11 protein-coding genes are annotated in these 21,625 nt (G+C 47.3%); 9 read left to right on the top strand and 2 right to left on the bottom strand.

The window, feature by feature from the left end; genetic code table 11:
* Positions 1 to 70 precede the first annotated feature (70 nt).
* Complete coding sequence (locus tag G535_RS0108685) at positions 71 to 1,954, top strand: DUF294 nucleotidyltransferase-like domain-containing protein (protein ID WP_026861711.1); 1,884 nt, start codon at positions 71 to 73, stop codon at positions 1,952 to 1,954.
* Positions 1,955 to 1,959: 5 nt separating this feature from the next.
* On the top strand, positions 1,960 to 2,589 hold the full coding sequence (locus tag G535_RS0108690; protein WP_034728340.1) for a 3'-5' exonuclease: 630 nt from the start codon (positions 1,960 to 1,962) through the stop codon (positions 2,587 to 2,589).
* Positions 2,590 to 2,656: 67 nt separating this feature from the next.
* Here G535_RS0108690 and G535_RS0108695 read toward each other — a convergent pair whose 3' ends face one another.
* On the bottom strand, positions 2,657 to 3,592 hold the full coding sequence (locus tag G535_RS0108695; protein ID WP_026861713.1) for a tetratricopeptide repeat protein: 936 nt from the start codon (positions 3,590 to 3,592) through the stop codon (positions 2,657 to 2,659).
* Entirely contained in the window at positions 3,592 to 5,532 is a 1,941-nt protein-coding gene (locus tag G535_RS0108700) for a S9 family peptidase (RefSeq protein WP_026861714.1), read from the bottom strand. The genes G535_RS0108695 and G535_RS0108700 overlap by 1 nt, the downstream gene beginning before the upstream one ends.
* Before the next feature lie 200 nt (positions 5,533 to 5,732).
* On the opposite strand from G535_RS0108700, the gene G535_RS0108705 reads away from it, so the two are divergent.
* From G535_RS0108705 to G535_RS13320, 7 genes are all read left to right on the top strand, one after another.
* A complete protein-coding gene (locus G535_RS0108705; protein ID WP_026861715.1) occupies positions 5,733 to 8,540 on the top strand; it encodes a TonB-dependent receptor domain-containing protein in 2,808 nt (935 codons plus the stop codon).
* A gap of 376 nt (positions 8,541 to 8,916) precedes the next feature.
* Positions 8,917 to 11,793: a TonB-dependent receptor domain-containing protein gene (locus tag G535_RS0108710; protein WP_026861716.1), complete on the top strand. Its 2,877-nt coding sequence runs from the start codon at positions 8,917 to 8,919 to the stop codon at positions 11,791 to 11,793.
* A 288-nt stretch (positions 11,794 to 12,081) separates the two neighbouring features.
* Positions 12,082 to 14,817, top strand: coding sequence for a TonB-dependent receptor plug domain-containing protein (locus G535_RS0108715; protein ID WP_026861717.1), 2,736 nt, complete (start codon positions 12,082 to 12,084; stop codon positions 14,815 to 14,817).
* Between the two features lie 326 nt (positions 14,818 to 15,143).
* Positions 15,144 to 17,888, top strand: a complete 2,745-nt coding sequence (locus G535_RS14365; protein ID WP_026861718.1) for a TonB-dependent receptor domain-containing protein — start codon at positions 15,144 to 15,146, stop codon at positions 17,886 to 17,888.
* 87 nt (positions 17,889 to 17,975) lie between these two features.
* Positions 17,976 to 19,667, top strand: coding sequence for a tetratricopeptide repeat protein (locus G535_RS13910; protein WP_051207092.1), 1,692 nt, complete (start codon positions 17,976 to 17,978; stop codon positions 19,665 to 19,667).
* A 20-nt stretch (positions 19,668 to 19,687) separates the two neighbouring features.
* Positions 19,688 to 20,437 carry an O-methyltransferase gene (locus G535_RS13315; protein WP_051207094.1) on the top strand — a complete coding sequence of 250 codons (750 nt, stop codon included), beginning with the start codon at positions 19,688 to 19,690 and terminating at the stop codon, positions 20,435 to 20,437.
* Positions 20,424 to 21,617 (top strand): aspartyl/asparaginyl beta-hydroxylase domain-containing protein, encoded by a 1,194-nt coding sequence (locus tag G535_RS13320; protein WP_051207096.1) that lies wholly within the window; start codon positions 20,424 to 20,426, stop codon positions 21,615 to 21,617. Before G535_RS13315 ends, G535_RS13320 begins: the two co-directional genes overlap by 14 nt.
* The last annotated feature ends 8 nt before the right edge of the window (positions 21,618 to 21,625 follow it).

Raw genomic sequence — 21,625 nt, forward strand, 5'->3', positions numbered from 1 at the left:
GCATTTTTTTCTTGTATTCGTTTTCGATAGAGTAATGTTGTCTTAACGAATAACGAACCAAGGATATCCCATGCAACCGGATTTGAGCGAACTAACCCGCTTTCTCCAAGATTGTCCGCCTTTCGATGTGCTCGACAGTAGCCAACTCGATTGGCTGGCGCCCCGTTGCAAAGCTGTCTATCTCAATGAGCATAATGTCGATACGTTGTTTGCCCAGCACAGCCCTGCGCTATTTATCGTCCGTTCTGGCGCCTTTGACCTCTTTACCCCTGAGCATCAGCTGATTGAGCGACTCGAGTCCCATGATTTATTTGGATTCCCGTCGTTGCTGACAGGGCGCGCGGTGGTGAATACGCTTGAAGTGGTTGAAGACGGTATCGTGTTTTTGATCAGTGACGATGATTTTGCTGCCTTACGCCAGCAACATCGTGGCTTTGAACAGTATTTTATTCGCGCCCATGAGCAACGCCTGCTGAGTCAGCAGAGTATGACGACACAGTTTAGTGGAGGCAGCGCATCCTCTCGCAAGCGTGACACCTCCGATGGCTTGCAGCAGCTGCTGGGGCAAGTCCTAACGCGGACTCCGGTGGTTTTACCGAGTACCGCGACGATCCAACAAGCTGCCCAGCGCATGCGTGACGAGAAAGTCTCTTCCATTTTGGTGGTTGATGATGCCACCTTAGTTGGCATTTTGACGGACCGTGATTTGCGTAATCGGGTCGTCGCACAAGGGCTTGATTTTAACCTGCATATCAATGCTGTGATGACGCAAGCGCCGGCGACCTTAACCGCGCGGCAAAGTTTACTGGATGCACTTACGTTGATGGCGCAAGAAAATATTCACCATGTGCCTGTGCTCGACCCAGAGAGTGCGCGTCCGTTGGGAATGTTGACCAACACCGACCTAATGAAGCAGCAACGCAGTGAGCCGGTGATGTTGATTGGCGCCTTGAATAAGGCCCGTTCGACCGCTGCTTTGATTCGCGAAGCTCAGCAGGTTCCTGACTACCTACATACGTTTGCGTTGCGGGTTGCAGACGCTGCTGCTGTCGGGCGTGTGTTGGCAAGTCTTACGGACACCATGACCCGCAAGCTCATTCATTTTTATGAGCAGGAACATGGCGTAGCGCCTGCGGCATATGTGTGGTTGGCGTTTGGTTCGCAAGGACGCGAAGATCAGACCTTGAGTTCAGATCAAGATAATGGTTTGTTGCTTGCCGATGGTTTAAACGCGGAGCAGCACGCGTGGTTTGCCGGCTTAGGCGAATTTGTTTGCGAGGGGTTGGCGGCGTGTGGAATCCCCAAATGCCCGGGGAATATTATGGCGTCTAACCCCGAGTGCCGCTTGTCGTTGCAGGGGTGGTTAGAGCGCTTTCAACGCTGGACTAGTGCGCCGACACCGAAGGCCCTCATGTATTGTCAGATCTTTTTTGATAGTCGGAATGTGATGGGCAGTAAGCGTTTGTATCAACGTTATCGCGAGCGCGTGGCTGAACTCGGGCGTTCAGAATTTTTTCTTGGGAATTTGGCACGTTTACAAGCCCGTGTGCAGGTTCCGTTGGGGCTATTTAACCGTTTTCGCGGCACAGAGACGGGGAAAGATAGCGATTGGATTGATATCAAGCGCTACGGTATCGCTTTGGTCAATGACATAGTTCGGGTGTACAGCTTACACGCCGGGATTACGGCACCACGTACCTTGGAGCGCTTAGCCTTGTTGCAAAAGAGTCGGTTATTGTCGGCGAAGGACAACCAAGCACTGGCTGACGTATGGCAGTTTTTAACGCAGCTACGATTACAGCATCAGTTGCAGGTATGGGGCACCGAAGCTCCGAAAAATGCACTTGACCCGGACGCTCTAGGCCCGCTGGCGCGGCGTCAATTAAAGTCAGCGTTTGGTATTTTGAAGAATGCTCAACAAGGGGTCAGTTTGAAGTTTGGAAAAACGGGTTAGTGGGTATGATAAGCACATTAAAGCAGCGCTGGCGAAGGAATGTGCAATTGCAGCAATGCTGGCGCGAACAGCGTTATGTTGCGCTCGACCTTGAAACCAGTGGTCTTGATCCCCGTGTCGATCAGGTGCTGGCCGTCGGCTGGATTGTGGTTGAGCCGCCACTGTTGGATTATGGTCAAGCCCGCTACGCCGTGGTACAGCAGCAGCCTGATTTGAAACAATCGCCAGTAGTTCATGGATTATTGCAACGCGACTTTCGCGCCGCAGAGGATGCTCAGTTCGTATTGCAACACCTTGCAGAGGTGCTTGAAAATGCGGTGTTAGTCTGTCATCACGTGGGCTTCGATTGGCAGTTTTTGTCTGCTTTCGCCAAAGCCCATAACGTGCGCCTCAAACCTTTAGCGAAGTTTGATACGCTGACCTTTGAGGCGCAGCGGTTACGCATGCAGCAGCATCATTTAGCTCGAGGGTCGCTCAAGCTCGCTGCCTGTCGGCAACGTTATGGTCTACCAGATTATCAAGCGCATCAGGCGCTGACCGATGCGATTGCTTGTGGTGAACTGTTTTTGGCGCAAGCCTATCACTATGCCGGTCGTGCTAATGTGTCGCTGCGAAACTTACTGAGTTACAACTAAAAACCCCAGCCGTGGGCTGGGGTTTCGTCGTTTACTAATCATCGTTGCTTGCTTTAGCTCTTAGTTTTTAGTTACCTGAGCTGGGGATACCTTCCATTTCACCTGCTGCAGTGCCGGTCAAGACACCAGGTGAGCCTGTTTGACAGGGGGGATTACTCCACTTCGTACATGCACGACCGGGTAACCGTGAGGTTGTCGAGCGTCCGTCGTAAATGCCAAGTTCTTCAATTGAGTCAATGGCGTAATCAAGGGCCATGTCAAAACTGATTTTTTGGCCTGATACTTCAATACGCTCAACACCCGCAGCATTTGGATTGGCAGCGACAGCAACACGTTCGTTTGCCACACTTGGGTTTTGCGCCACGTATTTGCGTAAGTAAGTTTCGGCATCACGATACCCACGGCGGGTCAGAAACTCCAACTGCTCGATGGTTTCGTCTTCTTCTAGAGCGTAGGGAAAGGTTTGATCCATTGAGAGCAGGGCGGTTAAATAACGTGCTTCGTAGTTGTTGCGTTTAGCGGCGCTCGTAAGCAACTGCCAGGCTGTTTCTGCCTTGCCGTCTTTGTCTGTTACTAAATAGCTTTTTGCGAGGTCGACCATTGCCACCGGTAAGCCAAGATCTGCTGCGCGACGCAAGTAATCGTCGGCTTTTTCGCGATCTTGTTCACCGTAACGGCCGTCCTCCAAAATGGCAGACAGTTGGTACATGGCTTTGGCATTGCGATTACTAACGGCCATACTGTAATAGCGCATGGCGATAGGGATATCCTGTTGTACGCCTTCACCGAATTCGTACATGGTTCCCAAAATAAACTGGGCTTGGGGACTGCCGTTAAGGGCTAGGCGTTTTAGTTTCGCGATTTTCTCTTCACAGGCTTCGCCCACACAGCTTTGGTCTTGAGCTATGACTTGCTGTGGCAGTGCTGCCACAAGCGTAAAGCTTGCGGCAACAGCTGTACTACAAAGAAGTTTAGTGAAGTGTTTCAACGTAACGTTCAACACTAGTCTTCTCCTATATTTTCATCCAAAAATGAAACGATTTCACGCATCAGGTCAAGACGGTTTTCTGGGTCAGCAAAACCATGACCTTCAGTGTTTTTCCACATCCATTTGAGTGGTCTGTTTAAACGTTCGAACTCTTTTCGGATGTTCAACGCATTGTCATAGTGCGCTTGCTCATCACGACCACCATGCACAATAAATACTGACGCTTTAATTTTATCGACATGATAGTGAGGCGACACTTCTTTCAGTTTTTCCGGATCGTCGCCCAAGGCTTCGTTGAGATAGCTCATACCCCAGTCCAAACGTTCAGCAACGTTACCGGTGTTTTTCATCAGAAGTAGATCATAGACACCGACGTAGCCAATTGCGCACTGATACAAATCGGGTTCTTTAACAACGCCCATCAATGACGCATAGCCACCATAGCTGCCGCCGAAAATACAAAGACGATCTTTATCGGCAATACCTTGCTCTACGGCCCACAATGTGCCATCGGTAACGTCATCTTGCATTTCTTGGCCCCATTTACCGAAGCCGATTTGCTCGAATTCTTTGCCGTAGCCACCAGAGCCACGATAGTTAATTTGTAGAACGGCATAACCGCGGCTTGCAATGGATTGTGCATACGGGTCAAAGCCCCAGCTATCACGCGGACCGTGTGGACCACCGTGCACATAGACCACCATAGGCAAGTTTTTGGCTTCAAGACCGTTTGGAACCGTCAGGTAACCGTGAATTTTCAGACCGTCGCGAGCTTCAAATTCGATCGCTTCGACAGATGCCATTTTGCTCGGGTCAATACCTTCGTAAATAGAGGATAGGTATTTTACCTCAAAGGTTTCACGGTTGAACTGGTAGAAGGTTCCTGGATTGCGGTCAGAACTGACGCGTAAAATCACCGTTTTACCATCTTCCGTTTGACTACTCATACTTACGTATTGGCCAGGGAAGGCGCCGTTGAGTGCTGCGTATTCTTTTGCGGCCTGTGAATTTGAGTCGATGTATTCGCGTTGTAAAACACCGTCGTCATAACCTACGGCAACTAACTGAGACTTATCCCATCCCGGCATCCGTGCAAATACTGGCGAGACATCAACAGTTTCATTATGAATGACAAGTTTTTGTTCTTTGGTTTCGAGGTTGTAGCTCCATAAGGACTGTGTTGAAGTTTCCTGATCAGAAAGCAAGTAGACCAGTTTGTCATCGGGGCTAATCGCTACAGGGTAACTACTACCTTGATAATCTTTACCTTTGAATGGCGGGAAGGTATCAAACAACTCCCAATCTTTACCTGCAGCACGGCGCCACACACGACGTTCACCTGTATCTTCATCTGTCTCAAGGGCAAATACCGGCTCGTTGTCATTGTTGTAGAGCACCGTCGCATACTTAAATGGATTATCTGCGACTTTTAATACACGACCGGTATAAACGTTTAATTTGTAAAGGTTTGTAAATTGACGCTTCTCATGGTTTGAACGAATGAGAATATGCTTGTCATCTTCGCGCAACATATCGTGGATCGAAAAACTCGAGCGCTCATCGAAAACAACTTTGACACGGCCACCAATATCTGCGGCCCATACGCGCGGATCAAGGAACGGCTGCGCGTACTCACCAACTTTAACTGCAGTTTGCATAAGTAAGCGTTCGTTATTCGCCCACCAATAGCGCGCAACCCGATCTTCATCTCCAAAATAGTACTGATGCACCAGCTTAAAGGTGTCGGCTTCGAGTACCGCAAGACGAATCTGGTCGCCGAGCGGGTAGGTTGCAGCGATGTGTTTGCCGTCCGGCGAAATTTTCATTGAGCTAAAACTAGGGTTTTGCGCAAAGATTTCGAGTGGCAACTCTTTTGGGGTGTCCGCTGAGACCAGCGACGGAGCCAAAAAGTGACTCGTCAGCAAGGCGGCAATGAGGAACTTTTTCAACGACATGGAACGACCTTTTAAATGTAGCAAATTGTAACCAAGGATTGTTAATAATAAGTGTTGTTAATAACATGTTTAACTGTAACAGATGCATAAGAATTGGTGTATTTTTTTTCTTGTGCATATGTAACGAAAGATGTAATGTAAATTCAACGTAATGATCAAGATTGCGTATAAAAAAGAAGAACATCTCAGAGGACATCCCCATGAAAAAGAATAAGCTTCACAATGCTGTTCTGTTCGCCTTGATGTCGTCGAGCTTAACGTTGAGTGCTACGGCGATGGCTCAACAAGCTCAAGACGAGCAAGAAGAACAAGAAGAGCAAGAAGAAACAGTAGAGCGTTTGAAAGTAACAGGTTCACGTTTGAGCCAAAGTGACTTGGAGAACGCATCACCGGTTGTTGTGATTAGCGCGGAAGATATCACTAACCGTGGTTTCACCACTGCGTTTGACGCATTGAAAAACCTTGCACAAAACACCGGTACTATCCAGGGCGACGAGTTTGGTTCGCAAGGTGGTTTTACCCCTAACGCGCAAACCATCAGCTTACGCGGTTTTGCTCCAGGTCAAGCATTGATCTTGTTAAACGGTCGTCGTTTGTCGGAAAACCCTACGCCATACAACGGTCAGAGCAACTTCGTTAGCTTATCTTCTATTCCTACAGCAGCGATCAAGCGTATTGAAGTTCTAACCAACGGCGCGTCAGCGATCTATGGTTCTGATGCTGTTGCAGGTGTTGTGAACATCATTTTGAAAGATGATGTTGATGAAACCACAGTTTCATTGCTTGCTGGTACCACCAAAGACGGCGGCGGTGATGAGTTCCGTTTACAGTTGGTATCAGGTATCAGCGAAAGCAACTACTCATTCACTTACGGTCTTGAGTATCAACAAATTGATCCTATCTTCGCGTCTGACCGCGACTGGATGGATTCTGTTGATGACGGCCCTGCAGGCACTAATGTTTTACAACGTGGTATTTTGCTACTTGATGCATGGAACGGTGGCTACATTGATCCGGGTGCGGAGAAGTGTGAGCAATCAGGTTCGGGCTACGAGTATGCCTTCCGTGAAGGTTCGGGTTACTACTGTGGTACTGATGCTACAGGCGACTACTCGATTCAGAACGAACGTACCAAAATTGCTGGTTTTGTAAGTGGTCAATACCAACTCAACAAAAACACTGAGTTCTTTATTGATGCATTGATCACAGATCAAGAAGCGCGTAACCGCGGTTTCCGTCATTTCATCAGTGAAAACGTGGTGACACCTAATGCTGACGGTACTGGTAACTTGGTTGACTTAGGTGCGCCAGGGTTAGACTACGTGCTTTACCAGCGTATGTTCTCGTTTGATGAGTTAGGTCCTAAATCATCAACGTTTAACGAACAAAACTTGAACGTCACCGTGGGTGCGCGTGGTATGTTGGGCAACTTCTATGATTGGGAATTGTCATACAGCCACAGCATCGCTGACTTCGAAAGCCGTCGTGCATGGTTGAAAAACGAGAAGGTTGAAGAGTACTTTATCGGTACTGATTCAATTGCCTTTGGATTGCCAAACGGTTTAGGTAAACTCGGTCTTTACGATCCAATCACGCCTGAAATTGCTAACGATATGTTGGGCACCCAAGCAATCAACGCTGATTCATACTCGCGTACGTTGTTTGGTTCAATCGCAGGTGATTTGTTTGAATTGCCAGCAGGTATGGCTCAATTTGCAGCTGTTGTTGAATACAACAAGCAAGGTTATGACCTGATGCAAGATGAGCGTACGTTGAGCGATACTAACATCAGCTGGTACGGTTTGACCGGTACTGAAGGTGGCGGTGATCGTGACCGTTGGGCGGTAGGTATTGAGTTAGGTATTCCTTTATTGGAACAACTTGATTTGACTGCTGCAGCGCGTTACGACAGCTATGACGATAACACCACTGATATCGGTGGCCGTTTATCACCTATGGTTGGCTTAGAGTACCGTCCAATCGACGCATTACTTGTTCGTGCCACTTATGGTAAGAGCTTCCGTGCACCAGATATGCACTATGTGTTTGCTGATAACTCTGGTTTCTACACAAACGTATACGATTGGACTCAATGTCGGAACGACTTCGTAAACGGTGGCGGTGACCCAGCAGACTTCATCCCGAGTGGTGCAGTGTGTGATGCAACCAACATTCAAGGTACGCGTAGCGGTTCAACTACTCTTGAAGAAGAGAAGGGTACCAACAAAGGTATCGGTATTGTTTATGACATCACTGATAACTTGAACTTCACCCTTGACTACTACAAGATCGAGCTTGAAGACATCGTACGAGACGAAAGTGTTTCTGGTCTGATTGGTGACGAGTATGACTGTAACTTTGGTTTAGACGGACGTGACCCGAACTCTGCGTTCTGTCAAGACGTTTACAGCAAAATCACTCGTGGTGCTGACGGTACGCCTAACGCTGGTGACATCGTAGGTGTTAACATTACGCCGACCAACGCATCACGTTTGGCGATTGCTGGTTACGACGCAACCATTAACTACTTTGTAGATACTGAGTACGGTACCTTCTCAACCCGCGTTGAGTACACCAATACGCAAAGCTACAAGTATCAGGCAACTGCTGATGGTGAGTACACTGAATACCGCAACCTTGCGAGCTTCGGTGACCCACGTACAAGCTTAACTGGTGTGGTTGGTTGGTCGTATCAAGACTTCTCAATCTACTTGACCGGTCGTCGTCTCGGTAGTGCTCCTTGGGACGTGCAGCCTGCTGCGCACTCAGATCCAGACAGCGAGCTGTATGAGAACGTTTCACGTGCACACCCATATGTGTACTTCAACTTGTCTGCTGCGTATCAGTTGACCGACGATTCAGCGATTCGTTTCTCAGGAAACAACATCACCAACCGTCGTCCTCCTGAAGACGAAACTTGGACAAGCTGGCCGTATTTCAACAACTTCGCATACGGCGGTGCGGCTCGTGGCGCAAGCTACTATGTAGAGTACACGCATCGTTTCTAAGTTGTTGAAGCGTTAAAAATAGCTTTTAAAGTATAAAGTTATTTCTCAAAACCCCTGATATTGAATAGTCAGTATCAGGGGTTTTTATATCTAAATCTGTCACAAATACCTTTCCTGCTCCGTCAATGCTGACTATTTGGTCTAATCTTGGTTGCTTTTTAATCGCTCTTGTCTGTTTTTAACAATAAATCTAAACGTTTAATCTATAACGTCTTTTTACTCTTTTTTATAACATTTGATTTAATCTTGTATGGGAAGTATAACGCTAGGTCGCGTTATTGCTTGTCCTTGAACTTTCTGCGTTTTTTTAAAGAGGTAAGTCAGGTAGCGCGGTAATAAATAAAAACATGAATTACTTCCAGATAAGGGAAATACCATGATTACTGAGACTGCATTATCAAAGTCTATACGTAGTATCTTAGCTTTAACGGTCACAGCGGTATTTACTGCTCCTGCGTTCGCGCAAAGCACTGATGCTCAAGAAGCGCCTGCACAAGAAAAAGCTGAGCGCATCCAAGTTACAGGTTCGCGTATTGCTGCACCTGAATTTTCTCAAGCTGCACCGGTGATGTCGATCGGTCGCGAAGATATTGCCGAATTTGGTTCGCCTGACTTAGGCCAAATTCTTGCTGAATTACCAGCTATTGGCGCAACCAATACGCTTGTAGGTAACCGTGAAAGTAACGCTTCAGGCGGTATTAGCTCGGCTGACTTACGTCGTCTTGGTGCAAGCCGTACGCTTGTACTCGTGAACGGTAAGCGTCACGTGGCAGGTTCACCAGGTTCAGCTTCTGTTGACCTGTCAACGATTCCGGCGTCAATGGTTGAGCGTGTGGAAATCATGACCGGTGGCGCGTCAGCGATCTACGGTTCTGACGCTGTTTCTGGTGTTATTAACGTTATCCTTCGTGATAACTATGAAGGCTTAGAGTTTAATGCTCGTGGCACTTCATCAACAGAAGGTGTTGGCGCGGGTACGCATGAGTTCGGTATCTTAGGTGGTGGTGACTTTATGAATGGTCGCGGTAACGCAACCTTCCATATTGGTGTCAACCGCATCCAAGAAACTATGGAAAACGATATTCGCCAGTTTGATAACTGGGGCAGCATTTTAAACCCTAACGACACCGGTCGCCTAGATGGTATTCCGGACCGTATTCGTGTACCTAATATTGGCTCTGAGTACATCTCTGGTAGCGGTGTGATTTATGGTGATGAGCTGTATGGTTTCCGACCTGATGGCTCTTATGTCGTACAACCTGAACGTGAAGGGTCGAGTTCAAAATTATTTGGGTATTTTCCTGACGGCTGCGACACCTGCCTCTTCACCCAAGATTACGTAAATATGCAGCCAGAAGTAAATCGTTTGAACGTAGGTTCAACGGTGTCCTTTGATTTGACTGAAGATGCACGCTTTTATTCTGACTTTAAAGTCACACAAGCAGACATTGAACAGCAATTCCAGCCTGCATTTAAACAGGGTATGACAATTAACGTTGTTGATAACCCATACCTCGATGAAGAACTACGCCAAACGCTATTGGGTCAAGGCCATGAGACCGTTCGATTTGATAAGTTCTTCGATGATTGGGGCAACCGTACTGCGGAGAACCGTCGTGAGACGTTCCGCTATGTTGGTGGTGTTGATGGTTTTATCGATTGGGGCCAAACCGCAATCCAGTACGACGTTTACTACAGCTACGGTGAAACCCGTAACCGTCGTATTACGCGTAATGAATCTATTCCTGGCAACATTATCGCAGCGATTGATGCTGTTCGTAATGATGCCGGCGAGATCGTTTGTCGTGACCCTGATGCAGGTACTGTAAACCTTGGCGGCGAGTGCGTTGCCTATAATCCTTTTGGCATGAATGGCTCAGCAGAAGCAATTGACTTCATGTCAGCTGACGTTCAGCGCAATGACACCATTTCACAAGAATACTGGGGCGCGAGCTTCGTTACTGACACCGCGAACTGGTTCTCATTGCAAGGTGGCCCGGTTGACGTGGCATTCGGTTACGAGTGGCGTGAAGAAACCTCAGAAACCTTAACCGATGAGTTTACCCGTAAAGGTTTGACCAACAACGCTGCGACACCAAACGAATACGGTGAGTATGATGTAAGTGAATACTTCGTTGAAATGAAATTCCCACTGTTAGCAGGTGTTGATTTCGCAGACGAATTGACCTTAGACATGGCTTATCGGAAAGCTGATTACTCGCACGCTGGTGACGCTGAGTCATGGAAAGTAGGGATGATGTGGGCACCAATCCACACGGTTCGTATTCGTGGTACTGTTGGCCAAGCCGTTCGTGCACCGAACATTGCTGAAGCCTTTAGCCCTCGTTCACCAGGCTATGTAAACGTGGTTGATCCTTGTGACGCATCACGAATTAGCGAAAATCCAAACCGCGCGGCCAACTGTGCAGCTTTGGGCATTCCTGAAAACTTCGAAGCTGTCACTAGTGCGAGTATTGACTTGCTTTCTGGTGGTAACCCGAACTTGGACGTCGAGACATCAGACTCATGGACCGCTGGTGTGGTTTGGACACCAGAAGGTGCGTTAGATGGCTTCACTGCTACCCTTGATATGTATGATATCGAGATTGAAGACGCGATTACCTTCATTGCGCCACAAAGCGTTATCAACAACTGTGTTGACGCAGAAGGCGCACCTTCAGCGAGTTACTGTGGTCAAGTGACGCGAGATGAAGAAACACTTCAGTTGATTGCTGTTGAGTCTGGCTACTTGAACGCAGCGCGTATTGAAACGCGTGGTGTTGAGCTTGATCTTCGCTACCGTACTGACCTGCAAGCATTTGACTTGCCAGGTACCTTGAGCAGCAACTTGTTCGTGAACTACTTGGATTCGTTCGTTCAGTATGACTTCCAAGATCAGCCTGACCTCGACAACGTTGAAGACGGTGAAGTTGGTGATCCAATTTGGCAGTTCCGTTTGACCAACACATATCGTTTGGACGACGTGAGCTTCAGCTGGAACGTACGTTACATCGACAACTCTAAGTTGTATGACGTAACCCCACGTTTGGAAGCTTACGAAAACGTTTCACCAAACTACGTAGGTTCAATCACGACACACGATTTGTCAGCAACTTACTTCGTTAACGATCAGTTGACCTTAGATGCTGGCGTACGAAACGTGTTCGACAAAGTACCTCCAGGTTACGTTGGCAACGCACTGTATGATCTTGTTGGTCGTCGTGCGTTCGTTGGCGTGAACTACCGTTTCTAAGGTTTAGAAACATCTAACGTATAAACGTATGAAAAGCCGCTCCTGTTAATTTGGGGGCGGTTTTTGTTTTTTATTGAAACAGAATTAAAACATTTGCAATACAAAGATGTTAACAAGTGGTGAGTTTTACACTGTTATTCATTGTCTAAGCTATTCTTTTTGATTAGTATCCGTTTCGCATCTTAATAACATCATAACGATCTCGAGAATTTGTAAAGGTGCGAAACTTGTACTTTTTATTTAAGTGTATGTTTTTTAATCTATTAACAATAAGTTCAGGGAAGCAGTATGTATACTAATAATAAGTTGACTAAGTCGATTCGCTTAGCATTCATGTTTGGTGGTGCGTCACTTGCAATGACTGGCGTTGCCTCAGCACAAGACGTTTCGGCAGAAGACAAAGTGGATACAAGTCCCGCGCAAGAGCGTATTCAGGTGACAGGTTCACGTATCAAACGTACGGATTTAGAAGGCGACTTACCAGTTACCGTTATCGACCGTGACACTATTGACATGTCGGGTGATATGACCGTTTCTGACTTGTTGCGTGATACGTCATTTAACTCCGCGGGTTCTGCACGCCCTGAATCTGGCTCTTCAGCACAAGGCGTGTCCACCGTAAATATGCGTGGACTTGGCGCATCACGCACACTTGTGTTGGTAGATGGTCGTCGCTTAACAATGTCGCCTTCAACTGGTGCGACGCAAGATATGAACTCAATTCCAATTGGTGCGGTTGAGCGTATTGAGATTTTGACCGACGGTGCATCAGCTATTTACGGGTCAGATGCTATCGGTGGTGTGATCAACGTGATCACTCGTAAAGATTACAATGGTGCACAAGTCACCTTAGGCCAAGGTTCAGTCAGTGTGCCGAACGACGGCGGTGACCGTGAACAAGGTAGTGTGCTGTTTGGTTCTTCTTCATCAGAAACCCAATTATTAGGTGGTGTTTCATGGAACAAACGTGAAATTGTTTACGAACGTGACTTTCCATGGGTAACGCCTGGCTCATCAAGCTCAGCGAATAACTGGCAAGCGCTTTATAACCCAAACAATCACTGGGGCATGAGCGACAAAGTTGATGAAGAAACTGGTGAACTCATTCCAAACAAACCTCCGCTGATCGGTATTCCGGGTGGCTGTAATGACGCGAACTTCTCAGAATCAATTATTTCTGGTCAGCCGCGATGCCAGTATAACTTTAACGCAACCAACGCGAACGAAGCTTCTTCGCAGAACGAAGCGTTATTCTTAAAAGCGACTCATCAGCTGAACAATGACTGGTCAATTTTTGCGAACGCAAATATTTCAGAAACCGAGTCATTTGGCCGCTACGCACCGGCCCCGGACCGCAACGGCCGTTACCCTGGTTTGGATGAAGTTGCGGCGGATAGCTACAACAACCCAACTAACCCAAATGCTTGGTTCTATGATCCAAACAACCCGAACGCGGTTGCCTTTGATTATGACTTGGTTGGTCCAAATGTACCGGTTGAAATTCGTCACCGCTTTGCGGCTATGGGCAATCGTGACCGCACTGTGACCAATAAAAACAAAGATTTCGTGTTTGGTTTTAATGGCTTCGTAGGGAATCAAGAAGTAGAGTTTGGCTGGCGTCGTGCGCGTAATAATAGTACGCAAATTGGCGATGGTTATTTGGCTGCGAATACAGCATGGAAGAACGTGCTTGACTTCAACCCTGGCTATTGTGCTGATGGCACCTTCGACCCGGCTGAATGTCGCTTTGGCTATGACTTACAAAGTCCAAGTGCGAACCCAGAAGAAGTCTTATCTGCTGGCGTGGTAACCACATCGCGTATCTCTGATTTCAATATCGACGAATATTTTGCGAACACGTCGTTTGACATCCTAGATACTGATGCAGGCATGATCGCTGCATTCGTTGGCTTTGAGCATCGCAAAGAAAATTACAACGATAAATATGACTCGCAGTCAGAAGCTGGACTCGTAGGAGGCTCTGCTGGTAACTCTGCGGGCGGTGGCCGTACGGTTAATGCAGCATTCTTTGAAATGTTGGTTCCTGTTTCTGCTGATTTTGAGTTGAACTTCGCGGGGCGTTATGACCGCTACTCTGATTTCGGTGGTGCGTTTGCTCCTAAAGCAAGCTTCCGCTGGCAGTTGGCTGATGGCCTTGTGTGGCGTGGCTCATGGGGTGAAGGTTTCCGTGCGCCAACGTTAGATATTTTGACGCAAAAAACTTCATACTCAGCGTCATCTGTGACTGACGCGGCTACCTGTGCTGTATTGGCAGGTGACCCAGAAGAATCGTGTCAAGTTGATAGCTACTTTAAAGCAAACCCTGATTTGCAACCGGAAGATTCAACACAGATCTCGACTGGACTTTCGTACGACGTTACCGATAACGTGAACGTTACTGTCGATTATTACAGCATCGATATCGAGAACCGTATTCGTCAATTTACTGCTCAGTATCTGATCGACGCGGAACTTGCGGGCGACCCGATTCCTGAAGGGCTCTCGGTGACACGTGATAATAACGGAGCTATTACTGAAATTATTGCTGGTTATGGAAATGACGGAAGTTTTGAAACCTCAGGTTTGGATATCAAAGCTACAGCGCGTTTTGACTTTGGTGCTGCTGGTACCTTGATGTCGAAGTTGCAATTGAGCCACACCTTTGACTTTAGTGTTGATGGTGGTCGTGATCTGATTGAAGATATCGGTCGTCCACGTCAACGTGCTACTTGGTCAAATTCATATAACTTAGGTGACATGAATTTTGGTTACAGCCTAAACATGATTGGTTCAACGTCTGAGGAAACAATTGAAGGCGAGCAGCTCGGACACATTGGTACTTATGTAACACATGATATCCAGGCGAGCTATAACTCACCGTGGAACAGCCGTTTTACCGTCGGTGTTCAAAACGTATTCGAAAAAGTGCCTGCTTTGGTTGAATATAGTGGTCGTGACTACAACTTTGAACTTTACGATGGTTACGGACGGGTGTTATACGTACGTTTCCAACAAGATTTTTAAGCATACAAGTACGCTTAAAGGCGTTCAAAAGGGATCTTCGGGTCCCTTTTTTATTGCGCATAACACTATGACAGAATCAAGACGGTAACTTTATTATTTTGTCATAAATGAACTAACTGCTGCTTTTTTGGTCGCGAATTTGCGTTTCTGACGTGAAAATTCGTCTTCCCTGTGTTGCCCATTTGCTTTTTTTTGATTAGTATCGGGTCATGACCTGTTAAAAAACGTGCGATTTGTGCGGTTTTTGATAAGTCAATAACTTGCATTTGATGCATACAAGTGCTTGTTTTAAATAGATATCACTTTAAGTGATCCAGGGAGAAAATATGTATACTAATAACAAATTAACTAAGTCGATCCGCTTAGCGTTGATGTTTGGTGGCGCGTCTTTAGCGATGACTGGTACAGCCGTTGCGCAAGATCAGTCGGCTGACGGTGCCGATGATGAAGCGCAAGAGCGCATTCAAGTAACAGGCTCTCGTATCAAACGTACGGATATGGAGTCTGCTAGTCCTATCTCTGTATTCACTGCAGCAGAAATCGAAGCGTCTGGTTTTCCAACGCTTGAAAAATTCGTTCAGTCACTTCCGTCTGTGAACGGTGCGGCACAAGGTTCAAACGTCAACAACGGTAGTAACGGTAGTGCTACCGTGTCATTACGTGGTTTGGGCTCTGGTCGTACTTTATTATTGGTCAACGGCCGTCGTACCGCATTTAGCGATATGAACTCAATTCCAATGGCGTACGTTGAGCGCATTGAAGTACTTCGTGATGGTGCATCTTCAATGTATGGCTCTGACGCGATTGCTGGGGTTGTGAACTTTATCACCAAGCGTGATTTTGAAGGGGCTGAAGTTACCGCTCAATACGATTTGACGGGTGAAGGTGACGGTGAGCAAACGCGTGTTGCAGCAACGATTGGTACGTCTAGCTCTCGTGGCAATGTCGTATTGGCTCTAGAGTACACGAACCGTAACTCAATCTGGCAGGGTGACCGTGACTTCTCAGCGTGTCCATTGTTTGATGATGGTGAAGGTGGTGTATTCTGCGGTGGTTCAGGTACTAGTGAGATGGGTACTTGGTCAACCGTTTCGGATAACTACAAAGGTTATGTCGTCGATCCGAAAACAGGTGAGATTCGCCCTTTCAATACTGCTACCGATGGCTTTAACTATGCAGCTGTTAGTTACATGGTTACTCCTCAGGAAGTATTCACGATCAACGGTTCTGCAACCTATGACCTAACGAACAACACAACAATGTTCTTGGAAGGTGGTTTTGCAAATCGTCAATCTGACCAGCTCATGGGCGCAGAAGGTACCTTCTGGGGACAATTTGTACCAGCAGATAATCCTTACAACCCTGTAGGTGAAGACCTCTACATTAACCGTCGTTTGAAAGAGTCAGGCGGTCGTGCATTTACTCAGGATTTAAACGACTATCGTATGGTCGCCGGGTTTGAAGGTTACTTCGACAATGGCTGGTCATGGGACGTTTCGTACAACTACACTCGATTTGTCGACACTCGCGTTGATTACGGTCGTGCAAACGCACAACGTTTCTTGAACTTGACCGACCCAGCGTTGTGTGATGCTGACGAAGCTTGCCCAGAAGTATGGAATCCGTTCGCCCCTGGTACGCTTACGCAAGAAATGATGGACTATGCGTTTTTACCAAATTCACCGGTTGTTCGTGGCCAAACTAAGCAGTTTATGGCTAACATTTCTGGTGATTTAGGCGGTTTTGGGCTTCCAGCAGGACCGATCGCTTGGGCGGCAGGTGTCGAAAAACGTTGGGAAGACTATCTGTATCAGCCTGATGGCGCAGCACTTATTGGCCAAATTTACTCGGTTGCCGGTGAGAAAACTGAAGGTCAGTACGATGTGACAGAAGCTTATGTTGAGTTTGACGTTCCATTATTGGCCGACTTACCTGGCGTTGAAGATCTTCGTTTGGCAGCTGCATTCCGTAGCTCTAATTACGATTTCTTAGATGCATCAATCAACAAAAAGTTTGGCCTAGAGTACACTCCTTTTGAAGGTTTGCTCATCCGTGGTACCTACGCAGATGGCTTCCGTGCTCCGAGTATTACCGAACTTTATGCACCTCAGCAAGAATCTAACTTGCCGTATAACGAACCGTGTGATAATTGGCAAGATGATCCTAGCCAAGCGCTACGTGATAACTGTGCTTCTGAAGGCCTTCCAGGTGACTTCCAGCTCGCATCTAACCAGTCTGCATCACTTGTTGGTGGTAACCCAGACCTTGGACCAGAAGAGTCAGAAAGCATGACTGTTGGTTTTGTGTACTCACCAGAGTTCATCGAAAACTTCAGCGTATCGGTTGATTACTTTAACATTGAAATTCAAGACGGTGTGGGCTCAGTTGATACCAACACTATCGTGAATGGCTGTTATTACAGCGTTGATTTTAGTAGCCCACTATGTGACTTGATCCTTGGTGCTGAAGAGATGGGCCGTCCAGCTTACAACTCAACTGCTCCTAACCGTGATAACCTTGGTTCGGTTGCAGGTATTGTTGCAAGCTTAGCCAACTTATCAGTATTTGAGACAGCGGGTTATGACTTTGATATTAACTGGTCAACAGAGGTTGGCACCGGTCTATTGAAGTTACGTTTAGACGGTACTTACCTTGATGATTATAGCTTCATCTCATCTCCTGGTGCAGAAAAAACCCAATATGCGGGTTATTTTGCTGCTGACCAATGGGAAGGTAACCCTGCTGCATTCTCTAAATTACGTACGAACTTCACCGCAAACTATGCGTTTAATGATTGGGACTTCACGTACACTGCTCGTTACATGCAGGGTACAGAAGATCTTAACGGCGTAAAAGATGACGGTGGTAGTTACTACGCTGGTTCAGCGGTTTACCATGACCTGCAAGGTAGCTTTAGTCTGTCTGAAGCGACAACTTTGTCTGCTGGTATCCGCAATATGTTTGACCGTAAACCTCCTTACGTAACAAACGATGATGATATGAACACAATTGCAACCTCTTATGATCTATCGGGTGCATATTGGTATGTTCGCATGAACATGCGCTTCTAATCGTTGACATCAATCGAATAAAAAGCCAGCATGAAGCTGGCTTTTTTTTTTCCTCAAGTATAAATAATAATAACAAGCGAGGACATTGTGACCGCGCAACAACGCTTTCAGCAGGCTGTCGCCTATTATCAACGTGGGCAGTTTGCTCCAGCACTTCATTTGCTCACGGAGCTTAGTAAGGTGCTGCCGCGCCAACCTGCAGTTTGGCACGTGTTAGCCCTTACGCAGCGTAAGTTAGGGCAGTTGGAGGAGAGCGAAGCGTCATTCAAAAAATGCTTAAAATTGGCGCCAAATCAAGCTGAAGTATTAAGTAATTACGGAAACTTGTTGCGCCAATTAAAGCGTAATGAAGAGGCTCGCCGCTCTTTTGAACAAGCACTTAGTTGGCAACCTAACTTTGTTGAAGCACGCTTTAACCTTGGTCTTTTGTATTGGCATGCGCATGATTTACAAGCTGCTGAGGAGGCCTTTCGTGAAATCGTATTTCAACAACCGAAGCATATACGGGCGCGCATTGCCGCGGCAGATGCCGCGCGGTTACTCGGTGACGCCGAGCGTGGTTTAGAGTTATTACTACGACAACCAGAGGCGCATGACGTTGCGTACTTGCGGAGCCGTGCGCTCTGTTATTTCGCTTGTAAGCAAGTGCAAGAAGCCATTGTCGACCTTAAGTCCGCCATTAAATTGCATCCCCAAGATTTGGGTCTATATGAGACACTGTCGGATATTCGGTGGCTCAGTGGCGACCAAGACTGGCTGCGTGAGTATCGCCAACAACTATCACAGATGCCTAACGCGAAAGCATTGCGTATTGCTTATGTGAACCGTTTGTTGAAAGCGGAAGCTTATACTGAAGCAAAAGACGAGTTGGCATTATTGTTGAATGAACAAAACCCGGAATTGCCGACGTTATTGTTGGCTGGTTATCTTGCTCGTGAAACCGGTGAGATTGATGCGGCGCGTGAATTTTTGGAACGTGCGCATGTGCTGAATCCAGCACATCAAGAAGTGATTAATGAGTTATTCACAACGGCGCTGGCGGCGCAACGTCCCGAGCAAGCACGCCGTTATGCTGAGCGTTTGCTGGAACTCAACCCCGAGCACCAAGGCTGGTGGGCTATGTATGCGACTGCATTGAAAGCCTGTGGGGACAATAAAACCTACAGGCGCTTGTATGACTTCGATCGCTTTGTCCGCGCCTATGAGTTGAGCACAAGTCAAAGTGGGGAGCTGTCCAGTTTTAATCAACAGCTTTTAGCTGTACTGGAGCAGCAACATGTCCAGAAGCAACACCCGCTGAACCAATCGTTGCGTAGCGGCACGCAAACCGACGGCCAATTATTTATGCAAAACGATGCCAGCGTGCAGCAGCTTAAACAAATGATATCGGGCGCTGTGCGGGAATATATTGCTAACCTTCCTGATGATGTTGAACATCCGTTTTTATCACGTAAACAAGCTAAATTTCGATACAGTGGTGCTTGGTCGGTGCGCTTAAACCGCTCGGGCTTCCATCGTAATCACTATCATAGCGAAGGTTGGATCAGCGGCTGCTTTTACGTGTCTATTCCCAAAGCCGTGAACCGTGAGGGCCATGGTTGGATCAAGTTTGGTCAGGCTGAACTAGGTCACAGTTATCGTGATGAACCTGACTATATCGTCAAGCCACAAGCTGGTATGGTGGTATTATTTCCATCCATGATGTGGCATGGCACGGTCCCTTTCGCAGATGATGCGTATCGGGTCACCGTAGCGTTCGATTTGGTACCAGAAAAATAATAATAAAGGAGTACAGCACTATGTTTTGGGGAGCCTTTAGTGCCGAACAGAGTAAAAACGATCGTCTAAAGCGGCATCCACAGGCCGTAGAGATGCCAAAGTCTGAGATGTTCTTAGCGGCGTTGACACATATTTTGCGCCATGACTACGGTTTTATTCGCTCGGTGGAAATCGGCGAAGCGCAAGCGCAAGATGGTTCTCCATTACCATTGTTTACCTATCCTGCGATAGAGTATTTGAGTCAACTCGACTTTCGTCAGAGTTCGGTATTTGAATACGGGGCCGGAGGTTCGACCCATTTTTGGGCGGCGCGAGCAAAATCGGTCACCAGTGTCGAAAACAATGCACAGTGGGTTGCGCAGCTTGAGGAAAAACTCGCGGAAAATGTGCATTTGATCTTTCGCGGAGGCGATGCATTTCCGTGGACTATTGAGGAGACAGAGGAATGCTTTGACGTGATTGTTGTCGATAGTGCCGGTTACCGTTACGATTGCGCGACCGCTGCGCTCAAACGTTTAGCTAAAGGCGGAATGATTATTCTCGACAACGCTGACTGGCATCCGAACACTGCGGCGCAGTTACGCAACGCCGATCTAATCCAAGTCGATATGACAGGCTTTAAACCCGGAGAGTGTCATACCTCAACGACGTCACTTTTTTTACACCGTGACTTTAATTTGCAGTCGTTACATCAACAACAACCAATTTTTGGTCGTGGCGCAAAGTGGATTCATTCAGAAGCTTGGGATAAGCCTTATGCAAAAAAATAACCAAGAGATAGCTCTACTTGAGCACCAGCTCAAAATGGCGGCTGAGCAACCCGATCTGTATCGGGCCATTGAAGTTCTTGAACAGTTATTGGCAAAGGCGCCGCAACGGGCTGTCTACCACCAACAACTCGGCCAAGTACTACAACGCTTCTGTGACAGTGAAGCGAAGCATGCCCAATTGCAAACGCTCGTAGCGCAATACCCCAATGCCTTTACGACAAGGCTTGTAGTTGCGCGTTTTGATGAAATGAAAGGTAATATACAATCCGCTGTACACAATTACATAAGAGCGATTAATGGCGCGCAAAGTTTAGGATTTTGGCTCAATGACGCGTCTACTGCGCCGTGGTGTCGCCCTTTTGTGCAGCATGCTTTGACCGTCGCCCATCGTGAGCGATTGGCTATGGGGCAGCGCTGGCAAGAGCAGTTAAAACAAAAATATGGCGCTAGCGCTATTCAACGAGTGCTGAAAAGTGTGCAGATGTATACCGGGGAAACAGCAGTGGAGCACACCGACGATCGACAGTTGCCGAAGTATTTTTATGTGCCAGACCTTCCTGTCGCGCCGCAATTTCCGCGTGAAAGTATGCCGTTTTTAGAGGAATATGAGGCGGCCTCAGCGGGTATACAAGAAGAATTAGCTCAGGTGCTTTCTGTGGCTCAGGAGTTTCCTCGCTTTCAACATGAGGAAGGCGAGGATATGCTTACTGAAGGTGGTGATTGGGATGCTTATTTCTTTTATCGTCATGGTGAACGTTTCGAAGATCACCTTACAACCTGTCCGTATACTGCGTCGGCACTTGAGCGCCTACCTCTTTGTCGGATTCCGAAGCATTCGCCGGAGGTCTGCTTTTCAATTTTGCGTCCTGGTGCCCATATTCTTCCGCATCGAGGTGTTACAAATTTGCGCTCGGTGTTGCATTTGGGGCTTTCGATTCCAACGGGGTGTGCGTTGAATTTACCAAATATCATGGAAATTACTTGGCAGGACAACCGCGCGTTCGCCTTTGATGATACCTATCTGCATGAAGCCTGGAACCGCAGTGACTCGACTCGTATCGTCTTACTGGCCGATATTTGGAACCCTTATTTGAGTGACGTGGAGCGTGCCGCGTTAACCGATGTGATGAGCGAACTGGGAGATTTTAATCGAGCAGTTGCAACGTTGAGTGAGAGCTAGACGCTGAT

It is taken from the genome of Pseudidiomarina sediminum DSM 21906, from assembly GCF_000423165.1.
Classification (GTDB): domain Bacteria; phylum Pseudomonadota; class Gammaproteobacteria; order Enterobacterales; family Alteromonadaceae; genus Pseudidiomarina; species Pseudidiomarina sediminum.